The 25,578-nt window shown below is 60.5% G+C and carries 16 protein-coding genes, 2 tRNA genes and 3 rRNA genes; 9 read left to right on the top strand and 12 right to left on the bottom strand.

Going from position 1 to position 25,578, the window contains the following annotated elements; all coding sequences use genetic code 11:
• Positions 1–7: 7 nt before the first annotated feature.
• Positions 8–1,414, bottom strand: a complete 1,407-nt coding sequence (locus ACEN42_RS36600) for a sugar porter family MFS transporter (protein ID WP_371882490.1) — start codon at positions 1,412–1,414, stop codon at positions 8–10.
• Between the two features lie 529 nt (positions 1,415–1,943).
• Between ACEN42_RS36600 and ACEN42_RS36595 the strand changes: the two genes are divergently transcribed.
• The 5 genes from ACEN42_RS36595 (at position 1,944) to rrf (ending at position 7,201) form a co-directional block, all read left to right on the top strand.
• Positions 1,944–3,477, top strand: a 16S ribosomal RNA gene (locus ACEN42_RS36595).
• Positions 3,478–3,539: 62 nt separating this feature from the next.
• Positions 3,540–3,616 (top strand) — tRNA-Ile (locus ACEN42_RS36590).
• Between the two features lie 47 nt (positions 3,617–3,663).
• Positions 3,664–3,739 (top strand) — tRNA-Ala (locus tag ACEN42_RS36585).
• A 287-nt stretch (positions 3,740–4,026) separates the two neighbouring features.
• Positions 4,027–6,913, top strand: a 23S ribosomal RNA gene (locus ACEN42_RS36580).
• 174 nt (positions 6,914–7,087) lie between these two features.
• Positions 7,088–7,201, top strand: a 5S ribosomal RNA gene (gene rrf / locus ACEN42_RS36575).
• Together the 16S, 23S and 5S rRNA genes with 2 tRNA genes alongside form the textbook arrangement of a ribosomal RNA operon.
• 71 nt (positions 7,202–7,272) lie before the next feature.
• Here the strand turns inward: rrf and ACEN42_RS36570 are convergent.
• Positions 7,273–8,463 (bottom strand): MFS transporter, encoded by a 1,191-nt coding sequence (locus ACEN42_RS36570; protein ID WP_371882489.1) that lies wholly within the window; start codon positions 8,461–8,463, stop codon positions 7,273–7,275.
• A gap of 149 nt (positions 8,464–8,612) precedes the next feature.
• On the opposite strand from ACEN42_RS36570, the gene ACEN42_RS36565 reads away from it, so the two are divergent.
• Positions 8,613–9,557, top strand: a complete 945-nt coding sequence (locus ACEN42_RS36565; RefSeq protein ID WP_371882488.1) for a GlxA family transcriptional regulator — start codon at positions 8,613–8,615, stop codon at positions 9,555–9,557.
• Here the strand turns inward: ACEN42_RS36565 and bfr are convergent, their stop codons facing one another.
• The 7 genes from bfr to ACEN42_RS36530 all read right to left on the bottom strand — a co-directional run bounded on the left by bfr (position 9,558) and on the right by ACEN42_RS36530 (position 17,915).
• Positions 9,558–10,034 carry a bacterioferritin gene (bfr, locus tag ACEN42_RS36560; RefSeq protein ID WP_187602919.1) on the bottom strand — a complete coding sequence of 159 codons (477 nt, stop codon included), beginning with the start codon at positions 10,032–10,034 and terminating at the stop codon, positions 9,558–9,560. It lies immediately after the preceding gene.
• Between the two features lie 98 nt (positions 10,035–10,132).
• On the bottom strand, positions 10,133–11,185 hold the full coding sequence (locus tag ACEN42_RS36555; protein WP_371882487.1) for an ABC transporter ATP-binding protein: 1,053 nt from the start codon (positions 11,183–11,185) through the stop codon (positions 10,133–10,135).
• Positions 11,182–12,744 (bottom strand): ABC transporter permease, encoded by a 1,563-nt coding sequence (locus ACEN42_RS36550; RefSeq protein ID WP_371883243.1) that lies wholly within the window; start codon positions 12,742–12,744, stop codon positions 11,182–11,184. Before ACEN42_RS36550 ends, ACEN42_RS36555 begins: the two co-directional genes overlap by 4 nt.
• A 77-nt stretch (positions 12,745–12,821) precedes the next feature.
• Entirely contained in the window at positions 12,822–13,790 is a 969-nt protein-coding gene (locus tag ACEN42_RS36545) for an iron ABC transporter substrate-binding protein (protein ID WP_371883242.1), read from the bottom strand.
• A gap of 100 nt (positions 13,791–13,890) precedes the next feature.
• The gene (gene efeB / locus ACEN42_RS36540; RefSeq protein ID WP_371882486.1) at positions 13,891–15,177 is read right to left on the bottom strand and encodes an iron uptake transporter deferrochelatase/peroxidase subunit; all 1,287 of its coding nucleotides are present in this window, start codon (positions 15,175–15,177) and stop codon (positions 13,891–13,893) included.
• Between the two features lie 34 nt (positions 15,178–15,211).
• On the bottom strand, positions 15,212–16,321 hold the full coding sequence (locus ACEN42_RS36535; protein ID WP_371883241.1) for a hypothetical protein: 1,110 nt from the start codon (positions 16,319–16,321) through the stop codon (positions 15,212–15,214).
• Between the two features lie 97 nt (positions 16,322–16,418).
• The gene (locus ACEN42_RS36530; RefSeq protein ID WP_371882485.1) at positions 16,419–17,915 is read right to left on the bottom strand and encodes a carbohydrate porin; all 1,497 of its coding nucleotides are present in this window, start codon (positions 17,913–17,915) and stop codon (positions 16,419–16,421) included.
• 450 nt (positions 17,916–18,365) lie between these two features.
• Here ACEN42_RS36530 and ACEN42_RS36525 point away from each other — a divergent pair, with 450 nt between their 5' ends.
• From ACEN42_RS36525 to ACEN42_RS36515, 3 genes are all read left to right on the top strand, one after another.
• Positions 18,366–20,156, top strand: coding sequence for a serine hydrolase domain-containing protein (locus ACEN42_RS36525; RefSeq protein WP_371883240.1), 1,791 nt, complete (start codon positions 18,366–18,368; stop codon positions 20,154–20,156).
• A 230-nt stretch (positions 20,157–20,386) separates the two neighbouring features.
• On the top strand, positions 20,387–20,944 hold the full coding sequence (locus ACEN42_RS36520; RefSeq protein ID WP_371882484.1) for a carboxymuconolactone decarboxylase family protein: 558 nt from the start codon (positions 20,387–20,389) through the stop codon (positions 20,942–20,944).
• Between the two features lie 31 nt (positions 20,945–20,975).
• Positions 20,976–21,863: a helix-turn-helix domain-containing protein gene (locus ACEN42_RS36515; RefSeq protein ID WP_371882483.1), complete on the top strand. Its 888-nt coding sequence runs from the start codon at positions 20,976–20,978 to the stop codon at positions 21,861–21,863.
• Here the strand turns inward: ACEN42_RS36515 and ACEN42_RS36510 are convergent.
• The 3 genes from ACEN42_RS36510 to ACEN42_RS36500 form a co-directional block, all read right to left on the bottom strand.
• A complete protein-coding gene (locus ACEN42_RS36510) occupies positions 21,817–22,332 on the bottom strand; it encodes a hypothetical protein (RefSeq protein ID WP_371882482.1) in 516 nt (171 codons plus the stop codon). The two genes, ACEN42_RS36515 and ACEN42_RS36510, sit on opposite strands and share 47 nt — an antisense overlap.
• Positions 22,333–22,377: 45 nt before the next feature.
• Positions 22,378–23,616 carry a glycosyltransferase family 4 protein gene (locus ACEN42_RS36505; RefSeq protein ID WP_371882481.1) on the bottom strand — a complete coding sequence of 413 codons (1,239 nt, stop codon included), beginning with the start codon at positions 23,614–23,616 and terminating at the stop codon, positions 22,378–22,380.
• A 396-nt stretch (positions 23,617–24,012) separates the two neighbouring features.
• Positions 24,013–25,236, bottom strand: a complete 1,224-nt coding sequence (locus tag ACEN42_RS36500) for a glycosyltransferase family 4 protein (protein WP_371882480.1) — start codon at positions 25,234–25,236, stop codon at positions 24,013–24,015.
• Between the last annotated feature and the right edge of the window lie 342 nt (positions 25,237–25,578).

The following is a 25,578-nucleotide window of genomic DNA, read 5'->3' as shown; positions in this document are numbered from 1 at the left end:
GTCTTCCTCAGTTGCCTTTTCCCAGATCGCGCAGGCGCTTGCCGGCCATCAGATCGTTGCCCAGTTTCTCGAGCGAGACACCGCGCGTTTCGGGCACGTAGAAGAACACGACAATCCCGAAGACGACGTTTAGGATGGCATACAGAACGAAGGTATTCGCTTCGCCGACCGTCGACAACAAGCTGAGAAACGTGGCGGCGACCGCCATGTTGGCGACCCAGTTGACCAGCGTCGAAACGGCGATGCCGAAGTCGCGTCCCTGCTGGGGTTGAATTTCCGAGCAGAGAATCCATACGAGCGGACCCGCGGACATCGCAAAGCCGGCGATGAAAAGCAGGAGCGCCGCGACCGCCAGAACCTGAGCCGTGAGACCCGCCACGCCGATATGCAGGAGAACCCCAAGCGAGCACATGCCGATTGCCATGACCGCGCATCCCGCATAGAGAATCGGCTTGCGGCCCCAGCGATCGACGAAGGCGATCGCGCCGAATGTCGCCACGACGTTGACGAGACCGACGATGACCGTCGCCCACAATTGCTGCTCATGCGTTGCGAACCCGGCCAGCTCGAAGATACGCGGTGCGTAGTACATCACGACATTGATGCCGGTGAGTTGCTGGAAGACTTGCAGCACCACGCCCAGCAGCACGGAACGGCGAAAGTTCATGTTCTTGCGCAGCAGGCTCCATCCTCGCTGCGGACGCGTGCTGTCTTCGCTCACTTGCTCGAGTTCGGCTTCGACGTCGGCCGGATTGGTGTAGAGGCGCTGCAGCACGGCGCGCGCTTCCGCGGCGCGATTGCGTTGAAGCAACCAGCGCGGACTGTCGGGAAGGGCGAGGACGCCTGCCAAGAAGAATGCGGCGGGGATCGCGATCACGCCCAGCATCCAGCGCCAGTCGGCTACGTAGGACAGCCCGATATTCGACAGAAACGCCGCCAGAATCCCGACGGTAATCATCAGCTGATACGTGGAGATCATCGCCCCGCGCACCTGTCGTGGCGCGACTTCCGAAAGGTAAAGCGGCGCCGTGAAGGACGCCATGCCGACCGCGAGGCCGAGTATCAGCCGTGCGCCGATCAGATGCACGGGACTGCCCGCGAATCCCGACCAGAGCGATCCCGCGATGAAGAGGATCGCCGCCAGCACGAGCGCATAGCGGCGTCCGAGGCGCCACGACAGCCAGCCCGCACCCAGTGCGCCGATCGCCGCGCCGACCATCATCGAACTGACGATCCATTCCTGCGCGCGATCGTTCAGGACGAAATGCTTCGCGATGAACGGCAGCGCGCCCGAGATCACGCCGATATCGAGGCCAAACAGCAGACCGGCAAGCGCTGCCATGAGGCAGACGAAGAGACCATAGCGTCGGGATCTCGATTGTGTCGGGACGGTGCTATCGGCGAGCGTGCTCATTTGGGGTGTCTCCAGGTTGTTCTTCATACTCGATTTCGGTCGCGGCGGGCGGCGTCGCGTCCGTCGTTCCCATCTGCATCCATGATCGAACACGAGAATTAGCGCGTGATGAGGGCATGCCGAAGGCGGGCCGCCACGCGATCGAGCGGCAGCGCGCACCTTTGCGCGATTCGTCATTCCGATTCGAAAATAGTCTGATTAAATTTTTTGGAAAAGACGCTTGACGATATCGAAATTGGTCCGCATAATTCGCCTCCCGTTGAATGACGGCGCGCAAGAAAGCAAGCGAAAGCAGTAACCCGCGAAGCAAATTCTCAGCGCAATGCTCTTTAAAAACTAACAGCCGATAAGTGTGGGCGCTTGATAGCGAGTGCGGTTTCAGTCTTTTAGGCTGAGACAACAAGCAAAAGTATCAAGAGTCTCACACGAAGTATCAGAGGAAGGTTTTTCATCTTTGGATGAACAATCATCGTCAGAACGTTGAGTGAGCGACCGGTTTCTAACGGAACCGAAAAACAGTAACAGGTTTGAACTGAAGAGTTTGATCCTGGCTCAGATTGAACGCTGGCGGCATGCCTTACACATGCAAGTCGAACGGCAGCACGGGGGCAACCCTGGTGGCGAGTGGCGAACGGGTGAGTAATACATCGGAACGTGTCCTGTAGTGGGGGATAGCCCGGCGAAAGCCGGATTAATACCGCATACGATCTACGGAAGAAAGCGGGGGCTCCTTCGGGACCTCGCGCTAGAGGGGCGGCCGATGGCAGATTAGCTAGTTGGTGGGGTAAAGGCCTACCAAGGCGACGATCTGTAGCTGGTCTGAGAGGACGACCAGCCACACTGGGACTGAGACACGGCCCAGACTCCTACGGGAGGCAGCAGTGGGGAATTTTGGACAATGGGGGCAACCCTGATCCAGCAATGCCGCGTGTGTGAAGAAGGCCTTCGGGTTGTAAAGCACTTTTGTCCGGAAAGAAAACCTCTTGGTTAATACCTGAGGGGGATGACGGTACCGGAAGAATAAGCACCGGCTAACTACGTGCCAGCAGCCGCGGTAATACGTAGGGTGCGAGCGTTAATCGGAATTACTGGGCGTAAAGCGTGCGCAGGCGGTCTGTTAAGACCGATGTGAAATCCCCGGGCTTAACCTGGGAACTGCATTGGTGACTGGCAGGCTTTGAGTGTGGCAGAGGGAGGTAGAATTCCACGTGTAGCAGTGAAATGCGTAGAGATGTGGAGGAATACCGATGGCGAAGGCAGCCTCCTGGGCCAACACTGACGCTCATGCACGAAAGCGTGGGGAGCAAACAGGATTAGATACCCTGGTAGTCCACGCCCTAAACGATGTCAACTAGTTGTTGGGGATTCATTTCCTTAGTAACGTAGCTAACGCGTGAAGTTGACCGCCTGGGGAGTACGGTCGCAAGATTAAAACTCAAAGGAATTGACGGGGACCCGCACAAGCGGTGGATGATGTGGATTAATTCGATGCAACGCGAAAAACCTTACCTACCCTTGACATGGTCGGAAGTCTGCTGAGAGGTGGACGTGCTCGAAAGAGAACCGGCGCACAGGTGCTGCATGGCTGTCGTCAGCTCGTGTCGTGAGATGTTGGGTTAAGTCCCGCAACGAGCGCAACCCTTGTCCTTAGTTGCTACGCAAGAGCACTCTAAGGAGACTGCCGGTGACAAACCGGAGGAAGGTGGGGATGACGTCAAGTCCTCATGGCCCTTATGGGTAGGGCTTCACACGTCATACAATGGTCGGAACAGAGGGTTGCCAAGCCGCGAGGTGGAGCCAATCCCAGAAAACCGATCGTAGTCCGGATCGCAGTCTGCAACTCGACTGCGTGAAGCTGGAATCGCTAGTAATCGCGGATCAGCATGCCGCGGTGAATACGTTCCCGGGTCTTGTACACACCGCCCGTCACACCATGGGAGTGGGTTTCACCAGAAGTAGGTAGCCTAACCGCAAGGAGGGCGCTTACCACGGTGGGATTCATGACTGGGGTGAAGTCGTAACAAGGTAGCCGTATCGGAAGGTGCGGCTGGATCACCTCCTTTCTCGAGCTTCGCACACAACATTAAGCGCTCACGCTTATCGGCTGTTGTTTAAGACAGGCTAAGGGTCTGTAGCTCAGTCGGTTAGAGCACCGTCTTGATAAGGCGGGGGTCGTTGGTTCGAATCCAACCAGACCCACCACCCGAAAAGCGTGCTGATGGGGCAACAGCTCATGGTCAGGCCACGTAGGGGGATTAGCTCAGCTGGGAGAGCACCTGCTTTGCAAGCAGGGGGTCGTCGGTTCGATCCCGTCATCCTCCACCAAGTCCTCAATGCACAGCGCTGAATGGTGATTCAACGTTGTGCATTGGCGACTATAGCCAGTTGATGCTGTTGGGTAGTGAAGTGACCCGATCGGCTAAACGTTCTTTAACAATCTGGAAGAAGTAGTAAAGAGATGCGCTGAAAGCACTTAGAGATGGGTGTGAGTAGGGGCATCAGGGTAGTGATTGTATCAAGTATGAAAAGGTGATCGAAAGATTGCTTTGGAATACGGCACAACGCGAATACTCAGCCTATGACGAGGGTGTTGCGAGACACACTCGTTATAGGGTCAAGCGAACAAGTGCATGTGGTGGATGCCTTGGCGATCACAGGCGATGAAGGACGCGGTAGCCTGCGAAAAGCGGTGGGGAGCTGGCAAACGAGCTTTGATCCACCGATATCCGAATGGGGAAACCCGGCCCGTATGGGTCATCCGTAACTGAATCCATAGGTTACGTGAAGCGAACGCGGTGAACTGAAACATCTAAGTAACCGCAGGAACAGAAATCAACCGAGATTCCCAAAGTAGTGGCGAGCGAAATGGGATCAGCCTGTACTCTTTATCTGAATTGTTAGTCGAACGCTCTGGAAAGTGCGGCCATAGCAGGTGATAGCCCTGTAGACGAAAACAGCTTGGAAGAACTAGGGGTACGAGAAGTAGGGCGGGACACGTGAAATCCTGTCTGAAGATGGGGGGACCATCCTCCAAGGCTAAATACTCGTGATCGACCGATAGTGAACCAGTACCGTGAGGGAAAGGCGAAAAGAACCCCGGGAGGGGAGTGAAATAGATCCTGAAACCGCATGCATACAAACAGTCGGAGCCTCGTAAGGGGTGACGGCGTACCTTTTGTATAATGGGTCAGCGACTTACGTTCAGTAGCGAGCTTAACTGATTAAGGCAGGCGTAGCGAAAGCGAGTCCGAATAGGGCGATCAGTTGCTGGGCGTAGACCCGAAACCAAGTGATCTATCCATGGCCAGGTTGAAGGTGCGGTAACACGTACTGGAGGACCGAACCCACTAACGTTGAAAAGTTAGGGGATGAGCTGTGGATAGGGGTGAAAGGCTAAACAAACTTGGAAATAGCTGGTTCTCTCCGAAAACTATTTAGGTAGTGCCTCGTGTATCACCTTCGGGGGTAGAGCACTGTCATGGTTGTGGGGTCCATTGCGGATTACTACGCCATAGCAAACTCCGAATACCGAAGAGTGCAATCACGGGAGACAGACATCGGGTGCTAACGTCCGGTGTCAAGAGGGAAACAACCCAGACCGCCAGCTAAGGTCCCAAAGATTGGCTAAGTGGGAAACGAAGTGGGAAGGCTAAAACAGTCAGGAGGTTGGCTTAGAAGCAGCCACCCTTTAAAGAAAGCGTAATAGCTCACTGATCGAGTCGTCCTGCGCGGAAGATGTAACGGGGCTCAAGCCAGTCACCGAAGCTGCGGATACACGTTGAAAGACACGTGTGTGGTAGGAGAGCGTTCCGTAAGCCTGCGAAGGTGCGTTGAAAAGCGTGCTGGAGGTATCGGAAGTGCGAATGCTGACATGAGTAGCGATAAAGGGGGTGAAAAGCCCCCTCGCCGTAAGCCCAAGGTTTCCTACGCAACGTTCATCGGCGTAGGGTGAGTCGGCCCCTAAGGCGAGGCAGAAATGCGTAGCTGATGGGAAGCAGGTCAATATTCCTGCACCATTGTTAGATGCGATGGGGGGACGGATCGCGGAAGGTTGTCCGGGTGTTGGACGTCCCGGTCGCTGCATTGGAGAAGGTGCTTAGGCAAATCCGGGCACATAATTCAAGGGTGTGGCGCGAGCTTCTTCGGAAGCGAAGCAATTGGAAGTGGTTCCAAGAAAAGCCTCTAAGCTTCAGTCTAATAGTGACCGTACCGCAAACCGACACAGGTGGGCGAGATGAGTATTCTAAGGCGCTTGAGAGAACTCGGGAGAAGGAACTCGGCAAATTGGTACCGTAACTTCGGGATAAGGTACGCCTCTGTAGCTTGACTGGCCTGCGCCAGAAGGGTGAAGAGGTTGCAATAAACTGGTGGCTGCGACTGTTTAATAAAAACACAGCACTCTGCAAACACGAAAGTGGACGTATAGGGTGTGACGCCTGCCCGGTGCCGGAAGATTAAATGATGGGGTGCAAGCTCTTGATTGAAGTCCCGGTAAACGGCGGCCGTAACTATAACGGTCCTAAGGTAGCGAAATTCCTTGTCGGGTAAGTTCCGACCTGCACGAATGGCGTAACGATGGCCACACTGTCTCCTCCCGAGACTCAGCGAAGTTGAAGTGTTTGTGATGATGCAATCTCCCCGCGGCTAGACGGAAAGACCCCATGAACCTTTACTGTAGCTTTGCATTGGACTTTGAACCGATCTGTGTAGGATAGGTGGGAGGCTATGAAACCGGAACGCTAGTTTCGGTGGAGCCGTCCTTGAAATACCACCCTGGTTTGTTTGAGGTTCTAACCTTGGTCCATTATCTGGATCGGGGACAGTGCATGGTAGGCAGTTTGACTGGGGCGGTCTCCTCCCAAAGTGTAACGGAGGAGTACGAAGGTACGCTAGGTACGGTCGGAAATCGTGCTGATAGTGCAATGGCATAAGCGTGCTTAACTGCGAGACCGACAAGTCGAGCAGGTGCGAAAGCAGGTCATAGTGATCCGGTGGTTCTGTATGGAAGGGCCATCGCTCAACGGATAAAAGGTACTCTGGGGATAACAGGCTGATACCGCCCAAGAGTTCATATCGACGGCGGTGTTTGGCACCTCGATGTCGGCTCATCTCATCCTGGGGCTGTAGCCGGTCCCAAGGGTATGGCTGTTCGCCATTTAAAGAGGTACGTGAGCTGGGTTTAAAACGTCGTGAGACAGTTTGGTCCCTATCTGCCGTGGGCGTTGGATATTTGAAGGGGGCTGCTCCTAGTACGAGAGGACCGGAGTGGACGAACCTCTGGTGTACCGGTTGTCACGCCAGTGGCATCGCCGGGTAGCTATGTTCGGAAGAGATAACCGCTGAAAGCATCTAAGCGGGAAACTCGCCTTAAGATGAGATATCCCCGGGGCTTCGAGCCCCTTGAAGGGTCGTTCCAGACCAGGACGTTGATAGGTCAGGTGTGTAAGTGCAGTAATGCATTGAGCTAACTGATACTAATTGCCCGTAAGGCTTGATCCTATAACCAGTGTGTTTCGCGATGATCGTCAGTGCTTCAGCACTTACGAGCATCTCGCCCCCGTAGGGGGCACCACTGGTTGAGTACCGTGTGTGCAACAGTCACCACCCGAATTCTTTACCGCTTCTTCCCAGATTGGTTGTAGCGCCCCACAGGCGATACAACAACAAGTCATGCCTGATGACCATAGCGAGTCGGTACCACCCCTTCCCATCCCGAACAGGACCGTGAAACGACTCCACGCCGATGATAGTGCGGATCACCCGTGTGAAAGTAGGTAATCGTCAGGCTCCTCATGCCGAAAACAAAAACCCCACCCCGAAAAGGTGGGGTTTTTGCGTTTATGGGCCGATCATAGATCTCATTCAATGGTCGTCCGCATGTTGACGGCTTCGCGATGCCGAATGATCGGTCGCCGCATATAACGATGCGCAGCCTCGGCGAAAACGAAAGCCATTGCAATCAGCGCAGCAGCGATCAGGCTCAGATACTGTCCGCCGATTCTCGGAATCAACGCCCCGCCCAGCAAGCCCGAACACGCGAGTCCGACATACGTAGCGGTGTTATTCAGCGCGAGCACCAGCGGCGCGATATGCGGCGAGATCTGCACGAGACGATGCTGTTGTGGAACGAGAAGCCCCCATCCGCATACACCCCAGATAACGAGTGCTATTGCCGCACCGAATGCGTGTGCCGAAGTCCACGGCAACGCGCAGAAATTGATGACGGCGATCCACAGCATCGCATTGATCAGCGTGCGACTCTCGAACCGGTCCACGAGGCGGCCGGATAGCAGGTTACCGGCCGTCGCCGCTACGCCCCACAGCAAAAACATGCCTGCGAGAACGCTTTCATCGCCGTGCGTCACGCGTTCGAGCACGACACCCGCATACGTGTAGACCATCAGGAATCCGCCGAACGCGAATAGCGACGTGAGCAAGGTGAGCGCGATACGCACATCGCGGACAGGCGCCAGCCGCTCTTGCAATCTGACCGATGCCGGCCGCGCAACCGATGGCAGCATCGCCCATACGCCGATCATCGCGACAATCCCGAGCGCGGTGACGAACCACAGCGTCATCCTCCAACTTCCGAATCCGCCGATGAAAGTGCCCATTGGCGAGCCGAGCGCCGTTGCTGCCGTCAGACCGGCGGTCACCGTCGCCAGCGCGCGGCCGCGTCTTTCGGGCGCTGCAACCGCCGAAGCAACGCCCAATGCTGTCGGCGAAAACAGCGCGGCGCCGAATCCGGCCAGCGCGCGGGCGAAGAGAACCCACTGCAAATCGGCGGCCAGGGCGCTGACCGCGTTGCCGACGACAAAGATGCCCAGCGCCGAGATCAGCAGAACCTTGCGCGGCCAGTTGCCGGTGAAGGCCGCCATCACGGGCGCGGCCACCGCGTAGGTCAACGCGTAGAAGGTCACCATCAGTCCGGCGAGGCCGATGGACGTATGCAGTGACGCGGCAACCTCCGGAAGAATGCCGGCGACGACAAAGTTGTCGGTGCCCATCGCGAACATGCCCGTTGCCAGTATCAATAATCGACGATCCATACGAGAGTTTTTTCTGAAGCACGGTTGAGAATCGGTCGTCCGGTCCGCTTTCACCTGCGGCAACGGCCCGTGGGAAAAGCATAATCGGCGTTGACCGTGTCTCAAATGTCATATATACAATCGATTTAGGACATGACGAGCGGCACGCGATGCACACGATCGGCTTTGTGGTCTTCCCGAACTTCTACCTGCTGGGATTTGCGGCGGTGACCGCCTTCGAGCTGGCCAACGCCGTTTTGGGCGAGCCTGCCTATGGCGTGACCGTTCTGTCCGAACAGGGCGGGCTCGTTCTGTCTTCGGCGGGCGTCCGCGTGGAAACGCAAGCGTTCGGCGATGCCGCATTCGACACGGTGATGTTCAGCTCGGGCGTCGAAATCGATACGAAGTCGGCCGCGTTGACTGCATTCGTCAGGCGCTCGCTGAGCACGTCGCGACGAATCGCGGCTCCATGCACCGGCGCTTTCATCCTGGCGGAAGCAGGGGTTCTCGACGGCCGCCGCGCAACGACCCACTGGCGTTTCGCCAACGAACTGCAGCGCCGCTTTCCCAGGATCGCTGTCGAAGAGGATCAGATCTTCATCGTCGACGGGCCGATCTGGACCTCGGCAGGCATGACGGCCACGATCGACATGGCGCTCGCGATGATCGAAAAAGATCACGGCCAGGATGTCTCGCGTGCCGTCGCGCGCAAGCTCGTCGTCTACCATCGGCGCGCCGGCGGGCAGTCGCAGTTCTCGACTCTGCTGGACCTCGAACCGAAATCCGACCGCATCCAGAAAGCCATCGACTACGCGAGCGCCAATCTGCGCAATCCATTGACCGTCGAGGAGCTAGCCGACATCGCGAGCCTGAGCCCGCGCCAGTTCAGTCGCGCGTTCAGCGCCGAGACGGGGCAATCGCCTGCCAAGGCAGTCGAACATCTGCGTGTGGAAGCCGCGAGATTGTTGCTGGAGAAAGGGCGTCTGTCGCTGGACGTGATAGCGGACGAAGTCGGTTTCTCGGATCGGGAGCGAATGAGACGGGCGTTCCTGCGCACGACCGGGCAGCCACCGCAGGCCGTTCGTCGCGTCAGCAGGGAAAGCGCCGGCGCGTGATCACACGACCTTGTGAATCGCGGATTGCTGGTAATTCTGGATGCCGATCTTGTCGATGAGGCCGATCTGAATCTCCAGCCAGTCGATGTGATCTTCGGTAGCGTCGAGAAGCTCGACCAGGATTTCTCTCGACACGAAGTCCCGCACCGACTCGCAATAGACGATGCCTTCCTTGCATTGCGCTTGAGCCGCCATCTCGAGCTTGAGATCGTTCTGGAGTGCTTCGAGCGTGTGACTGCCAATGGATAGCGGGTGCAGATCCTGCAAATTGGGCATTCCGTCGAGCATGAGGATGCGCTCGATCAGCTTGTCTGCATGCGTCAACTCATCCATCGACTCGTTGTACTCGTGCGCGCCGAGCTCTTCGAAACCCCAGTGTTTGTAGAGGCGCCCGTGAAGAAGATACTGGTGCACGGCCGTCAGCTCGTTCTTCAGTTCGGCGTTGAGGTAGTCAATCACTTTCGGATCGCCTTGCATACCGTCTCCTGCCTGATCACGTGGCTACCCAATCAGGATAGACGCTGAGCGACAACAGGCCCACAACGAGACTCATTTTCATTCGCAGGGCAAATTGGTCAGGAATCGGGCGACAAGCGATAAGCCACCGCATCGCCTTCGACCGAAAGATGGACTTGCTCGTCGATACGCGGCGCACGAAACCCCGGCACGCAGGCGACGACCGTGCAGTCTTCCCCATGTTTCAGCCTGAGCGTGACGAGCGCATCGCGGCCATTGAAGCCGACGTCTATCACAACCGCCTCACGCGACGCGGGCGACGTCTCCGCAGCAAGGCGAATCTGTTCGGGCCGGATCATCACATCGACCGGGCCTGTCGCGACAGGACTCGAAAGCGGAAGCCTGCCGAGCGCGCAGCTCGCGAAATTGCCATCGGCGATGCCGCGCAGCAGCACCGCGTCGCCGACGAATGACGCCAGTTCGCGCGTCGCCGGCCGTCGATAGATCTCCTCCGCGGACGCGTTCTGCACGAGCCTGCCGTTCCAGAGGACAGCGACCTGCTGTCCCAGCGAAAGCGCCTCGGCCTGATCGTGCGTGACGAGCACGGCGGTCGTACCGGTTTGCGCCAGCGCACCCGCGACGGCTTTGCGCGTCTCGATCCGCAAGGCTGCATCGAGCGAAGAAAACGGTTCGTCGAGCAGGATCAGTCCGGGCGCTGGCGCGAGCGCCCGCGCCAGCGCGACGCGTTGCTGCTGCCCGCCGGAAAGCTGTTGCGGCGCACGCTGTGCGTAGTCGAGCGGCAATCCGACCAGCGCCAGCAACTCCGCCACCCGATGATGCGCACGGCGCTCGCCACGCGGCAGCCCGAACACGATGTTCTCCGCCACCGACAGATGCGGAAACAGCGCGCCTTCCTGCGGCACATAACCGATGCGCCGATGCTCCGTCGGCACGAACGAGCCGGGGCCGTCCACCCGACGGCCGTCGATTTCGATGATGCCGCCATCCGCGCGCTCGAAGCCGCACAAGAGGCGCAGCAGCGTCGTCTTGCCGCTCCCGGACGGGCCGAGCAGCGCGAAAAGCGTGCCCCGCGAAACAGTGAGATCGACGCCATGCAGCACGGGATGGTCATCGAAGGCCTTGCGCAGACCCTGCACGCGAAGTTCGCTCATAGGTTGGCTGAATGTCGAGGATCGAGCAGCGCGGAGCGTCCGAGCAACACGAAAAGCAGGCCCGACGCGCAGAACGAGATGAGCGTCAGCAAGGCCGCATAGGGCGCGGCGGCGGCGAATGCGAGCGTCGATGTATCGGACCAGACCTGCGTCGCGAGCGTGTGGGTGTCGAGCGGCGCGAGCAGCAGCGTGGCGTTCAGTTCCGTGACGACGGAGATGAAGACCATCGCCGCCGCTGCGCCGAAGCCCGGACCGGCGAGCGGCAGCATCACGCGCAGAAAGGTCTGCGTGACGTCGAGGCCGAGCGAGCGCGCGGTGTCTTCGAGACGCGGTTGCGCCTGCATCAGCGCAGCGCGCACGCTGACGAGCGCGAGCGGCAGAAAGAGAATCGCGTAAGCGGCGATCAGCAGCGTCACGCCCTGATACAGCGGCTGCAACGCACGCACCGCGAGCGACACGATCGCCAGTGCGATCACGAGTCCCGGCACGCCTTGCGCGAGAAAGACGACGCGCTCCATCGCGGTCGCGATGCGTCCGGGATAGCGCACGAGCAAGAGCGCGAGCGGAAACGACAGCAGCACAGTGACGACCGCCGCGAGCAGGCCGAAGCCGACGGAAGACATCGTCGCATCGAACAACAGTTTCGGCGATACCTCCGCGGGCGTGACGGCCGCCGCGCCTTCCTGCGTGAGCCAGAACGCGATCATGCCGAGCGGCACGCAGAGCGTGACGACGACGAGCGCGGCGAAGCCCCCGACGACCGGCCAGCGCCATCGTCCGAGTTCGTAACGCAGCGCCGCGCGGCGCGCGCCGCGATCGACGCGTTCGTAACGCGCGCGTCCGCGCAGCCGGAATTCGAGCGCAAGCACGATCAGACACAGCAGCAACAAAACGCACGCGACGAGCGACGCGCCGCCGCCATCGAAACTCGTGCGGTACTCCGCGTAGATTTCCGTCGTGAAGGTGCGATAACGCAGCATCTGGAACGCGCCGAACTCCGACAGCACGCCGAGCGCGACGAGCAGCATGCCGCCGAGCAAAGCGGGCCGCAATTGCGGCAACACCACGCGTGCGAACACGGCCCATCGACCGCAACCGAGCGACCGCGCGCTTTCCTCCAGCGCGGGATCCATGCTGCGCAAGGCTGCGGCGACAGGCAAATACACCAGCGGAAAATATGCCGACGTAATCACGAGCAATGCACCCGCGAAGTCTTGCAAGTCGAGGCTGATCGATACCCACGCATAACTCGACACGAAAGCGGGCATCGCGAGCGGCGCGGCGGAGAGCATCGCAAAGATGCGTCGTCCGGGCAGACGCGTGCGCTCGATGAACCATGCCGCAGCCGTGCCGATCACCGCCGATGTGAGCGTCGCGCCGAGCGTGATCCACAGCGTGTTGAGCAGCAACTCGCCGACGAGCGGGCGAAACAGCAGTTCGACTGCGTCATCGAGCCCGTTCGCGCTCGCGCGCCAGAACGTGAACGCGAGCGGCGCCAGCACGAGCAGCGCCGCGAGCGATGCGCACGCGAGCAAGACACGCGGCGCTCGCTTCGTCATCCGAAGGGGCGCGCCGTCCGCGGACGGCTCCAGTGCCGCGACCGCTTCGCCCGGCTCGATCAATTCGCTCACCGGCTTCAGATCAGCCCGGCCTGACGCAGGAGCTTGCCTGCCTGACTGTCGTCGCCGAGTTGTTCGAGTGTGAGTGTGGGCGGCTGCAACTGGTCGAACGGTTTGAGCAGCGGATCGGGTGCGACGCCCGCGAGCAGCGGATACTCGTAGCTCACGCGGCTTTTCGCCATCAGCGCCTGCGCGCGTTCGCTGACGAGATACTTGAGGAACTGCTGCGCGCCTTCGACGTTATGAGCGCTCTTCATGATCGCCGCCCCCGACACGTTGACGAGCCCGCCGACATCGCCGTTGCCGTAGTGATAGATCGCGCTGCGCGTGGCCTTGTCGCCGAGTTCGGCATGCAGGCGCGCCCAGTAGTAATTGTTGATGATGCCGGTCGTCACGCCGCCGCGATTGACGGCCGCGACCACGCCTTCGTCATCGTCGAAAATCTGCGCGTTGGTCTTCAGGCCCCTGAGCCATTGCAGCGTCTGTTCCTGACCCTTCAACGCGAGCACGGCGCTCACCAACGGCAGAAAATCCGCGTCGCTCGGCGCGATGCCGACCTTGCCCTTCCATTCGGGCTTCGCGAGATCGAAGAGCGATGGCGGCAGTTGCGACGGCTGGATCTTGCCCGTGTTGTAGGCGAGCACGCTCTCGCGCGCGGTGACGCCGACCCATTGTCCGGTCGGCGAGTTGTAGCGCGCGGGAATGATCGAGAGCGTCGCCGGATCGACTTTGGCGAGGAGGCTTTTCTCTTCCAGCAACATGAGCTCCGGCGAATTCTCGGTGAAGTACACGTCCGCCGGCGTATTCGCGCCTTCCGCGACGAGCTGCGCCGCGAGCGCCGGCCCTTCGCCGTTGCGAATCTTCACGCCGATGCCGGTCTGCTGCTCGAAGTCTTTCGCGAGCATGTTCATGACCTGCTCGTGCTGCGCGTTGTACACGACGATCGACGCCGCGTGCGCGCTCACCGCGATCGACAGCGTCAACATCACCACTTGCGGCAACTGCCGCCATATGCCGAACCGAGATTGAGCCATGGAGCCTGTTCCTCTTGACGTTATGTTTTTATGCGCGGGCCTGTGACTGTCTTCAGGCCTCGAACAACTGCGCGCCGATATACGAGCCTTCCTTCGCGCCCGGCGGCACCGCGAAGATCGCGCTGCCGACATGGGTGGTGAACTGGTTCATCATGTCGAACTTCGCGAGCTTCGCGTTGATCGGAATGAAGCCCGTGCGCGGGTCCGACTGATGCGCGATGAAGATCAGCCCCGCGTCGTATTCGGTTTCCTGCCGCCACGGCGGCCAGCGCTCGATATAGAAGTTGGTGCCGTCGTTGTACGAGTACGAGCGGCGCAGGATCTGCATGCCGTTGTTGCTCTGGTGGTTCGACAGCCGCACGTGCGAGTTTTCCGCGATCGTCGGATTGCCGTCCTTGTCGGCGGCGTCGAGATCGACCGCATCGAATTCGTTCTTCTTGCCGATGGGCGCGCCGCTGTACTTGTGGCGCCCGAAGACCTGCTCCTGAAAGCCCAGCTCCATCGTGTCCCAGTGCTCCAGCGTGATGCGGATGCGCCGCACGACGGTGTACGTGCCGCCTTTCATCCACGGCGCGTCGGCGCCGTCGGCCCAGACGAACTGGTTCATGAGCGGCGGCTGCGCAGTGGCCGGATTGTTGGTGCCGTCCTTGAAGCCCATCAGATTTCGCGGCGTCTGTCCCTTCGGGCCCGACAGAAATCCGGCCTGACCCCAGCGGATCGTCGTCACGTTCGCGATCGTCCCCATGCGCGCGAGTTGCCGCACCGCGTGAAACGCGACCTGCGCGTCGTTCGCGCAGGCCTGGATCATCAGATCGCCGCCGGTCTTCTCGGGGATGAGCTGATCGCCATTGAAGCGCGGCAGATCGACGAGCGCGCCGGGACGTTTCGATGCGAGACCGAAGCGATCCTTTCCGTCGCCCGTCTTGAAGAGGCCCGGCCCGAAGCCGAACGTGACCGTCAGCGCCGATGCGCCGAGGCCCAGCACATCGGCGGAATCGGGCGCGGACTTGTCGTCGGGCGTGTTCAGCGCGGCGGCCGTGTCACCGCGCGTCATGCGCGCCGCGGCGATCGTCCAGGCGCGCAGCAACGACACGAGTTCATCGCGATTGTCGGTCTTCACGTCGAACGCCGCCATGTACGTGTGGCTCTGCTGCGGCGTCACGATGCCCGCCTGATGCGCGCCGTAGAACGGCTCGGTTTGCCGTTGCGCGTCGTCGGCGGGCGTGCGCGTGAGTGCGGCCCGCGCGACGCCCGCGCCCGACGCGAGTCCCGCCGCCGCGCCCGCTTTCAGAAAACCTCGCCGGCCCGGACGGCGTGGCGTCGATTGATCGTCGTTCATGATGCTGCCTTCCTTCGCGTGCCAGCCACGCCCGTCACTTCGCGATGACGAGCGTGTTGACATCGTCCTGCACGTAATAGAACCCGTCGCCTTCCGGCGTCATCGCGATGCCGAACAGGTCGCCGTTGCCCGGAGGGCTTTGCGCCTTGTCGGTGTCGATCCAGCGCGCATAGAGCTGCTTGCCGCTTTCGGGAATGATTTCGACCACCTGGCCATTGAGCGCGTTGGTCACGAGCAGATGGCCGTTGGGCGCGGTGACCATCGCGAGCGGACGATGCAGCAGGCCGTCGGCGGTCAATTGCCGGCCGACGCCCGCGCTGGTGTCGCGCGTCAGCGGGTCATCGATTTCGTTGATGCGGTTGCCGATCGCATCCGACACATACAGCAGCTTCTTGTCCGCCGAAAGCGCGAGCCCGGTCGGGCCGACGAGGAACACGCCCTTGTCGGCCTGCGCGCCGAAGCCGCTACCGACCACGGTTTCCTTCTTCACGACGGGCGGCTGTCCCTCGGGAATGTCGAGATCGAGCCGCAGCACGGTGGCCTGCTTGAACACGGGCGGCTTGCCTTCCGCGCTACCCACGCCGAAGCCCGCCATGCTGATGAAGAGCGTCGCGCTCGTGCCGTTGTCGTCCACGGCCATGTTGCCCCACGGATCGTTGATGTTCGGGCTCGACCACACCTTCGCGATCTTGCCGCTCGAATCGAGCACGACGAGACAGCCCGCGCCTTTGGTGCCGGTGGTGCCGTCGTTGCTGGGCGTGCTGCCGACGATCACCCAGCCCGACTTGAGCATGGTCATCGCCGTCGAGAGGCCGACGCCGCCCGGGCACTCTTTCAGATCGCGCGGAATCTGCGCGAACAGCGTCATCTCTTTCGTATCGGGGTGATAGTTGACGATGGTGCTGCCCGTGCCCTGCAGATTGGCCGCGTTGTTGAAGTTGTCGATGAGCACATCGCCCTTCTTTATCGTCCCCGCCGACACCGGCGCGACGAAGATCGCATACGGATTCTGGTCGCCGTTGTCCGGCACCGTGTTGATGAGCGTCGTGTTACGGTGCAGCGTTTCGAGGAAGCCCTGCGGCTCCGCGAACGCCGCGCATGGAAGAAGGCTGGCGGCGATGACCGTCGCGAATGCGAGGAGCATGCGTCGCGTCGAAGTGAGTGCTGCGCGCGTGTTTTGAGTGGCCGTCATGATCTGAATGCTTCGCTTGGGTCGGGGAATGTCGCGCGTCGATTTGGGCTTAGAACGTGAGGTTCGCCCGCACGCCGATCACGAAGGTGTTGCGCAGCGGCTGCGTCGGATCGTTCGGATTCTGGCCTGCGCCCGCGTTGAAGGTGTATTGCGCGTCGGCCTGCATGGTCCACCACGGCGTCACCTGATAGATGTACGTCGCTTCGATGGTGGTTTCCTGCGTCCTCACGCCATACGGCGAGTTGAGGAAGTTGCGGTAATCGAGATCGAGATCGTGCACGTGATTGCCGACCTTGATATAGGTGACCGCGAGACCCACGCTGTCGTCGTCGCGTCCTTTGAAAGGCGCTTTCATGACGATGCCCGCGTTCGCCGCGAAGCTCACGAGATTGCGATCGCCCGGCGCGCCCATTAGCCGCGTGAACACGCCGATGCTGCGCGGCTCGTCGGGATCGGGACGCCAGATCATCTGATCCGCGACGGCATAGAAGCTGTAATTGCCGTGATGCGATTGCGGCACGCCCGTCGATGCCGGATTGGCCAGCGACAAGCCGGTGTTGTCGAAGCGCTGATCGTCGAAGCGGTTGTTGTTGTACCAGACGCCCAGCTTGTAAGTGCCCGGCAGCTTGTTGCTGTTCATGCCGACCATCTCGCCGTCCGACGGCTGGTTGATCGCATATTGCAGTTCGCCGATGAACAGCGTTCCGTTGTGCAGATTGAAGTTGGTGCCGTGCAGATTATCCGGGTTATTGCCGAGCGGATCGCCGTCGAACACGCCTGCAAGCGCAGTGAGTTGCGGCGTGATCTGACCGCGCACGCGCACGCCGAGCGCGGAAAGCGGATAAGCGGGTCCGCCTGAAGGCATGTCGTACGAGGGCAGGGCGGGCCAGCCGAACATCGTGTTGATGAAGGTGGCGGAATACTGACTCGTGATGAATTCCTGATCGATGCTTTGCTGACCGATCTTGATATCGACGCGCTTGTCCAGGAACGACTGCTGATACCACAACTCCCACAGCCGCGTAGTGGCTTCCGCTTCGATTCCGCTCGCCGTGTTCAACGTGCCGAGGTAGCGCGTGCTCAGATTGGTGCCGTGAATCTGCAGCGCGCTGACGTTGAACTGGCCGCCGGGCAGGCCGAACGCCTTCTGCGTATCGATGCCTACCGTCGCCGTGGTGAGGCCATCGTATGCGCCGCCGCGACCGAGGCCGCCGCGCACGTTCGCGAGGTACTCGCTCGTTTCGGTCAACTGGAACGTGACGCCGTATTTGCCGAGCCACGGGCGCAAGCCGCCCATGTCGCCGAGCATGGTTTCGCGCGTCCAGAAGCCAGTCCAGAAGTTGGACGGCTGCGCCTGAATCTGAAGGTCGGCTTCGGGCGCTTCCGGCGCGGCATCGGGACTGGCGGCCGCGAACGCGCTGCCGGCGAGCGCGTTCAACATCAGCGCCGTGGCTACGGTCAGGCATCTGGCCGCGGGCATGACGGACCGCACGGACGCCGCACGCCCGGTTCGTCGATGCCGATATGCGGATCGGTCGATTTTCATTGAACTCCTAATTGTTATTGTCTTGTCGATCGCATTGATCACGAAAATTGAATTAATGCGGCGCTGCGACTTGAGTCCTGAATGGCTTGAATCGAATCGTACGTTGGACGTTTATTCTCGTCAATATAAATGAGAATGATTCTCAGGTATGTTACTGTTGCCTATCTTCATATTGCTGAATTGACAGGTTTCGTTGAGCTAATGGAAGTCGAAGCTAAGTTAGCGGTCTCTTAAAAGAGAGTGAAGCCCGCATCGACTTTCGATCAAGCGATGAGTCGCCGCGTAATTTTCATGCCTATAATCCACCGCGAAAGGACCGAGCCGCACAAAAACACGCTCCTGCGAAAAACAACAAGGAGAGCCGTCGTGTCCCGATCCAACCGTACGAGCTTCAGCCCCCGTGCGCCCAGCGCGGGCCGACGGCAATTTCTCGGCGCGGCCGGCGCCGGCATGCTGGCGACGATTCTTCCCGGCTGCGGCAGCGATCATTCCGACTCGCAGCCGTATCCCCAAACGGTCGCGATGGGCCAACAGGCCATCCAGCAGATGATCGCGGACCCGGCGCAACCGGTCGCCGCAATTTCCGTCGCCATGCTCAAGGGCGGCAACGTGTTCTGGCAGCAGGCGTTCGGCGTGTCGTCGGTGCCGAGCCAGACCCAGGCGACGATCCAGACGCGCTTCAACATCGGCTCGGTCAGCAAGCTCTTTGCGGCGCTCGCGGCTGCGATTCTTCAGGATCGCGGACTCATCACGCTCGATACGCCGATCGTCCGATACCTGCCGACGTTCACGATGCTGTCCCCCGAGTACGCGAAGATCACCACGCGTCATCTGCTGTCGCACTCGTCGGGATTGCCCGGCACCAATTCGCGCAACCTCTTCACCTTCGCGCCGGTTCCCGGATACGCGGCCGACACGCAAGCCGAACTCGCGAACACGCATCTGAAGCATCTGCCGGGCGAACTTGCCGTGTATTGCAACGACGGCTTCACGATGGTCGAGCAGATCGTCCTCGCGATGACCGGGCAGAGCTTTGCGAGCTTCGTCGAAGCGAACATCCTCGCGCCGCTGAAGATGACGAACTCCAGCTATCTCACGGCCGTGCCAAACGGCGGTTCGTTCTCCTACCCGTTCGCGAACGGCACGCAGTACCAGGAGTTCGTCAATGCGTACGCGACCGGCGGGCTGAGCTCGACGCCCGGCGACATGATGAATCTCGCGCAGATGATCATCGGCGGCGGCATGTTTCAGGGCCAACGCGTGGTGTCCGCGGCGGGCATCGCGGAGATGGGCACGGACCAGTCGACGGGACTCTTGATCAACCCCTCGCCCGAATGGCGCTGGGGTCTCGGCTGGGATTCGGTCCAGCAGCCCGCGCTTCAGGCCGCGGGCATCCTCGGATGGGAAAAGGACGGCGGGACCGCGTTCTATTCGAGCGAATTTTTCGTCGTGCCGCAGGCGCAACTTGCGCTGATGGTGACCGGCAACTCGGGCTACGATGCGCGCAAGCTGGCGGAATCGCTCGTTCTGTCCGCGCTGAAGGAGGACGGCACGATCGCGTCGCTGCCGGCCAAGGTCAGCACGACGGCGCCACCGGCTGCGTCGGCGCCGGGCATCGCGAATGCCAGCGGCATCTACGGCAACTCCGATTCCCCGCTGCAGGTGATCGCCAATCCCGACGGCAGCCTGCAACTGAATAAGTGGAACGGCCCCACGCGCGCGTGGACGCAGGTCGGCACATACCAGTACCGCAGCGACGGATGGTGGTGGAGCAACAGCGATGCCGCGTCCTATCGATTCACGGTCGTGTCGGGAACCGATGGCGAGGGCAACGCGTTCAGCTATCGCTATGTGATGAAGCGCGTCGTGCCGGGCGCGGGCTACGCCTATCTCACGCTGCCGATTGGGCAGCAACTCGCGCCGCTTGCGCCGCTCGACGCCGCGTGGCAGCAGCGCGCGGGCACACAGTGGACCTTGACGAACGATTCGCCGACGGCCGTACCGATCGTCATCCTGGGCAATCCGCCGGCCTTCCTCACCACTTTGCCCGAACTGGCGGGCTATGTCCTGTACGGCAACGAAGACCTTCGCTATCAGCTCTTCGTGCCGCTCGCGGACGATCGCGGCGGCATGTCGGTGAAGGTGCCCGGAAACTTCGGCCGCGATCTCTATGAAATCCGTTTCGGCTCGGCGAGCGGGACGACATTGACGCTGGGCAGTTCGATCTACGACAAGGCGTAAAGGCGTCCGCATCCACGCTGCCGGCCGGCGCCGATCACGAGCGCGTCCCCATAGCCCCGTCCGACACCCTGCCCTTCGAAGCCTCGGTGTTCTACAGCGCAGTCGCGAAGCGACTCCCGACCCGGCCCGCAAGTCGATTACATGCGATGTAATTGGCGCAATGCACGAGCGCTCCTACTCTATGGCTTTCGCGCCTCCGTTCCGGTTGCGCGTTACTGCCAGGAGATACCATGCTCAACTATCCCGTTCACACGATCGAATCCGCGCCCGCGCAATCGCGGCCCGTGCTCCAGCAATTGCAGCAGGCGTTCGGCCTGATCCCGAACGTCGCGGGCACGATGGCCGCATCGCCGGTGCTGATCGACGCTTTCATCGGCGTGTTCCAGCGCGTGCATGCGAGTAGTCTGACCGAGCCGCAGATTCAGACCTTGCTGTTGACGAACGCGGTCGCGAACGCGAGCGAATGGCCGGTCGCGTTTCATACGGCGCTCGCGCTGAAGGAAGGCGTGCATCGCGAAGACGTCGAAGCGATCCGTCAAGGCGTCTTGCCCGGCGATGCCAAACTGGCCGCGCTGTCGGCATTGGCGCGTGCATTGATCGGCAAGCGCGGCCGTCTGGACGAGTCGGACCAGCGACGTTTTCTCGAAGCGGGTTTCGATGCCGCGCAGATACTGGAAGTGATTGCGGTGGTGGCGGCATCGACGATCACGAACTACACCAGCAGCGTGACGCGCCCGCCGCTCGAGACGCAGTTCGAAGCGTTCGTCTGGCATGCGCCGATAGCCTGAGTTTCATTCACGATCCGATACCGGAGATCCGATGAACGCCATGCGTCCCGATCCGAATGCTCCGCCGGGCGAACTCGGTGATCTGCTGCGCTACTGGCGCGATGTGCGGGGCATGAGCCAGCTCGGTCTGTCGCTGGAGGCCGGCGTCTCGCAACGCCAGATCAGCTTCATCGAAAGCGGGCGCAGCGTGCCGGGCCGGGATACGTTGCTGACGCTGGCGCAGACGCTCGACGTGCCGCTGCGCGAGCGCAATGCGCTGTTGCTCGCCGCGGGCTATGCGCCCATATATTCGGAGGCGCCGTGGAACGCGCAGGAGATGCACGGCGTCGTGCGCGCGCTAGAACGCGTCGTTCGCCAGCATGAACCGTTTCCGGCAATCGTGATGGATCGTCACTGGAACGTCCTCATGACCAACGACGCAGCGCCACGCTTCTTCGGCTGTTTCATCGACATGGCTTCGCGTGAAGGCCCGCGCAACATGCTGCATCTTATCTTCGATCCGCAGGGGATGCGCCCATTCGTGGACGATTGGGAAAACGTCTCGCAAAGCCTGCTGCAACGGGTGTATCGGGAATCGGTCGGCCATATGATCGATGATGGCACCCGGCGTCTGCTCGACGAACTGCTCGCCTATCCGGATGTGCCGCGCGACTGGAACAGCCATCACGGGCGATCCGCCGCGCCCACGATGCCGGTCATTCCGATCGGCTTCGTCAGCGAGGGCGCGGTGCTTCGTTATTTCTCGATGGTCACGACCGTGGGCGCACCGCAGAACGTCGCGACGCAGGAACTGCGTCTGGAATGTATGTTTCCCGCCGATGACGAGACCGAAGCACGTCATCTGCAATTGCTCGACGCGCATTCGAAAAGGATCAGCGACTCGCGCCGAGATGAGACCGCCGCGCATCGAGGTCCTTGATCGCGGGAAACACCTCGTCGTCCCACGAATCCAGACCATAGGACCGAACGATTAGATTTTGCGCGACGAAGACCTCGAACATCGGCGTGCCCGGATGCAGGCGCTGCTCTTTTCGATTTTGCTCCGACAGCCAGCGAAGGGCCTGAGGATAATCGTCCGGCGTCTCGTTGCTGGCTATCGATGCGCGCTCGACGATGAAAAGCTGCGCGCCGGGATGCGTGCGCGCCCAGGATTTGAAGTGTCCCTGTCCCGCGAAAGGCCCCATCCAGCGCACGCAATATTTGCAGTCCGGAGCCGAGTGGACGACGAGCGTGATGACGTCGCCTTCGGCTATCGTCGTGCGGCTGACCTTTGCCGGGACTGCACTGTGCGCTTCATTCGGAAGGCGCGCATTCACGAACACTACGGCCAACGCGGCCAGCAGCGCTGCAAGCACGCACTTCACAGCAGCGTTCATGGAGTTGCGCATGATGACCTCGCAAGGCCGATTCGCTGACTTCTAACCCACCCGGCTTCAGTTCGCTTCCCGTCCTGTAGCCATCGACGGCTTTCGCTCTTCGACGCAAACCATCCCTTCGTACAATTCGACGTACGCGTTGATCATCGCATCGTGGCTGAACTTCCTGGCATGCTGGCGCAGCCGATCATGCGCCGAAGGATCGTCGAGCAAGGCGCTCGCTTCGTGAATCTTGCCGATCATCGTCTCGGGGCGGGCAACGTCGAAAAGGAGATTCGAATGCGGCTCGATGATCTCGGGAATGCCACCCAGGTTCGACCCCACGACGGGCACGCCGTGCGAGTACGCTTCGAGAACCACGAGCCCGAACGGTTCGTTCCAGACGGACGGCACCACGAGAATATCGATACCGCTCAGGAAATCGGAGGGGTCCACCCGGCCAAGGAAAGTGACGCGCGGGTCCGCGTATTTCGTCTTGATGCTTTCGACGTAGTCCGGATCGCCGGTTCCGCCGACGGCGAGCGTCCAGTTGAGCGTCTGATCCGCGAGCAGTTGTTCGAGCAGGAGTTCGAGGCCTTTTTCGGGCAGCACGCGTCCGAGCATGCCGAGTTTCAATGGCGCGTTTTCGACTCGCTTCGAATACTGCTTCGCTGCTGAATCCAGGGTCGGCTTATAGCAATTGTTGATGACGGTGGTCTTCGCGGCACGCGAAAAAAAACCGCTCTCGATATGCTTCTGCAACACGAAGCCGCTCACGCCGATCGCCGCGTTGACCTGCGCGGACGCGAGCTGCTTCGGCTTTGCGTACAGCGAGCACACGCCGCATTGACTCGGGCAAGGCTTTCCGCCGGTCAGCATGGTCGCCGTGGGGCACAGCAGATAATAGTCGTGGATGGTGTGCACGATCGGCACGCCTGCGTTGCTCGCGACGCGCCACGCATCGACGGAAAGACAGGAGAGATTGGCCGTATTCACGATGTCCGGCTTCTCGCGCCTGATGATGTCGGCGAGCTTTCGCGACATGGCCGTGTTGCGCACGTCGATCGCGTGCCATATCAGTTTGGCGACGCGGGAATGCTCGCCGGGAGCATGCGGCCAGTAGAGATTGCTCGATCGAAGACGATAGACCTTCGCGCCGTTGACTTCCTCGCTGCGGTCCTCGCCGAAGCCGGTGGCGCAGACTACGCACACCTCTACACCGGCCTTGACCAGTCCTTCGGCAAGGAGTCGCGTCGCAACTTCGGCGCCGCCGACCTCGTCTGGAAAATATAACGTGTTCGCGATCAGTACTTTCACGGCGTATGAAGAAGATGCGGATCGATGCGAGCCGACGGCTTGACGGTCTGGAGGTCTTCGCGCAAGCCACAGCCTGATGAGCGCTTCCCGATGATTCGACGGGTCGTGTGTCCCTTCATGAGTCGCGGCTCCTGTATTCCTGCGTATGGCCTGACGGCTAACAGTTGGCGCCGCGTCATCTCGATCCGGTCGGCAAACGAAAACAATATGAATGTGACCGGGCGAACTGATCAAACTTACTACGAGCTGTGCGGACCAGTTTACCCCATCGAAGCTTGAGGCATCGCAGTTTTTCAATTTGCGTGCTTCTGCTTACTTTCCAGGTTCCAGGTGAATCAATACTTCGATCCGGCTACCTGTAAAAACGATGTGGGCCTCGACAAAAGTAGGCGAGGTTCACGGGCATACGACGCGCGGAATGGCCTGCTCGGTGAGCACGCTTTCATATAGCGCCCGATAAGCATCGACCATCGCATCCACGTTGAAGCGCCCGGCGTATTCGCGCAGACGCTCGTGTACGTCCGGGTCTTCGAGCAGCGCAATCGCTTCATGCAACTTGCCGATGATCGTCCATGGACGCGCCATGTCGAACACCAGATTCGTGCGCGGCTCGATGACCTCGGGAATGCCGCCGGTGTTTGCACCGACGACGGGCACGCCGTGCGAATACGCTTCGACCGTCACGCGACCGAACGGTTCGTTCCAGATCGATGGCACCACGAGAATATCGATGCCATTGAAGAATTCATCGGGGTTCACACGGCCGAGATACTCGATGCGCGGGTCGTCGTACTTCGCCTTGATCGCACTGAGGTAGTCCGCATCCGCGTGGCCGCCGACGGCGAGCGTCCATTGCAGCGTGTCGTCGCCGAGCAGTTGCTCGAGCAGCACTTCCAGCCCTTTCTCTTTCGACACCCGCCCGAGCAGGCCGAGCCGCACCGGACCACCGCGATAACGGCGCGTGCGTTGCGGCAAGCTCGAATCTTCGTTCGACTCGCAGGCGTTGTAAATGACCGCCGTGCGTGCCGCGCGCGAAAAGTAGCCGCTTTCCAGGTGCTTTTGCAGCACGAAGCGGCTGACGCCCACGGCGGCCGCGACGCGCGCCGACGCGACGCGCTTGGGCTGCGCATACACCGCGCAGACGCCGCACTGCCGCTGGCACGGCTTGTCATGAGAGAACATGATGGCCGTCGGACACATCAGATAATAGTCGCGCGCCGTATGCACGATCGGCACGCCGGCATTGCGTGCGAGCCGCCAGATATCGACGGAGAGGCAAGACAGGTTGCTGGTGCTGATGACGTCCGGCTTTTCGCGCGCGATGATGCTAGACAGCTTGCGCGACATGATGACGTTATACACATCGATGGCATGCCAGATGAGCTTCGCGACGCGGCCGTGCTTCTCTCGCACATGCGGCCAGTAAAGATTGACCGAACGTAGCCGATACACCTTCACGCCGTTCACATCGTCGACACGGTCGGCGCCCGTGCCTGTCGCGCAGACCACGCAGACTTCGATGCCCGCTCTGACCAGGCCCTCGGCGAGAAGCCGCGTCGATATCTCGGCGCCTCCGGGTTCATCCGGAAAGTAGAGGGTGTTCGCGATCAGTATCTTCACGACGTCGAAGTCTCCTTGGAAAGGCCTATTCAGAAACACGGCGGTGCGAAGTGCTATCAGGGTGCAACAGTCGATGACACGACAGAAAACCCTGTGAATCGAGGCATAAAGTTAAATCATCATACTCGACGTGAGATCACTCGACGTCGTGTTCGATGCATTGAGCGCGCAGCGCCCGGCGACGCAATGTCGTACCGTGCTCATCTCTGCCATGACAGGTACTCGCGCGAGCGCATTTCCGCTGCGGATAGAGAAGGCGTGCGCATCGTGAATATGCTCGCAGAGACTGCGCTGCAGAAAACATAACAGTTTGCGCACCATCGTTCAATGCAGTACCGCACA

Source organism: Caballeronia sp. S22 (assembly GCF_964261745.1).
In the GTDB taxonomy this organism is placed as follows: Bacteria; Pseudomonadota; Gammaproteobacteria; order Burkholderiales; family Burkholderiaceae; genus Caballeronia; species Caballeronia jiangsuensis.
This window is presented reverse-complemented; position numbering and strand designations above follow the sequence as displayed.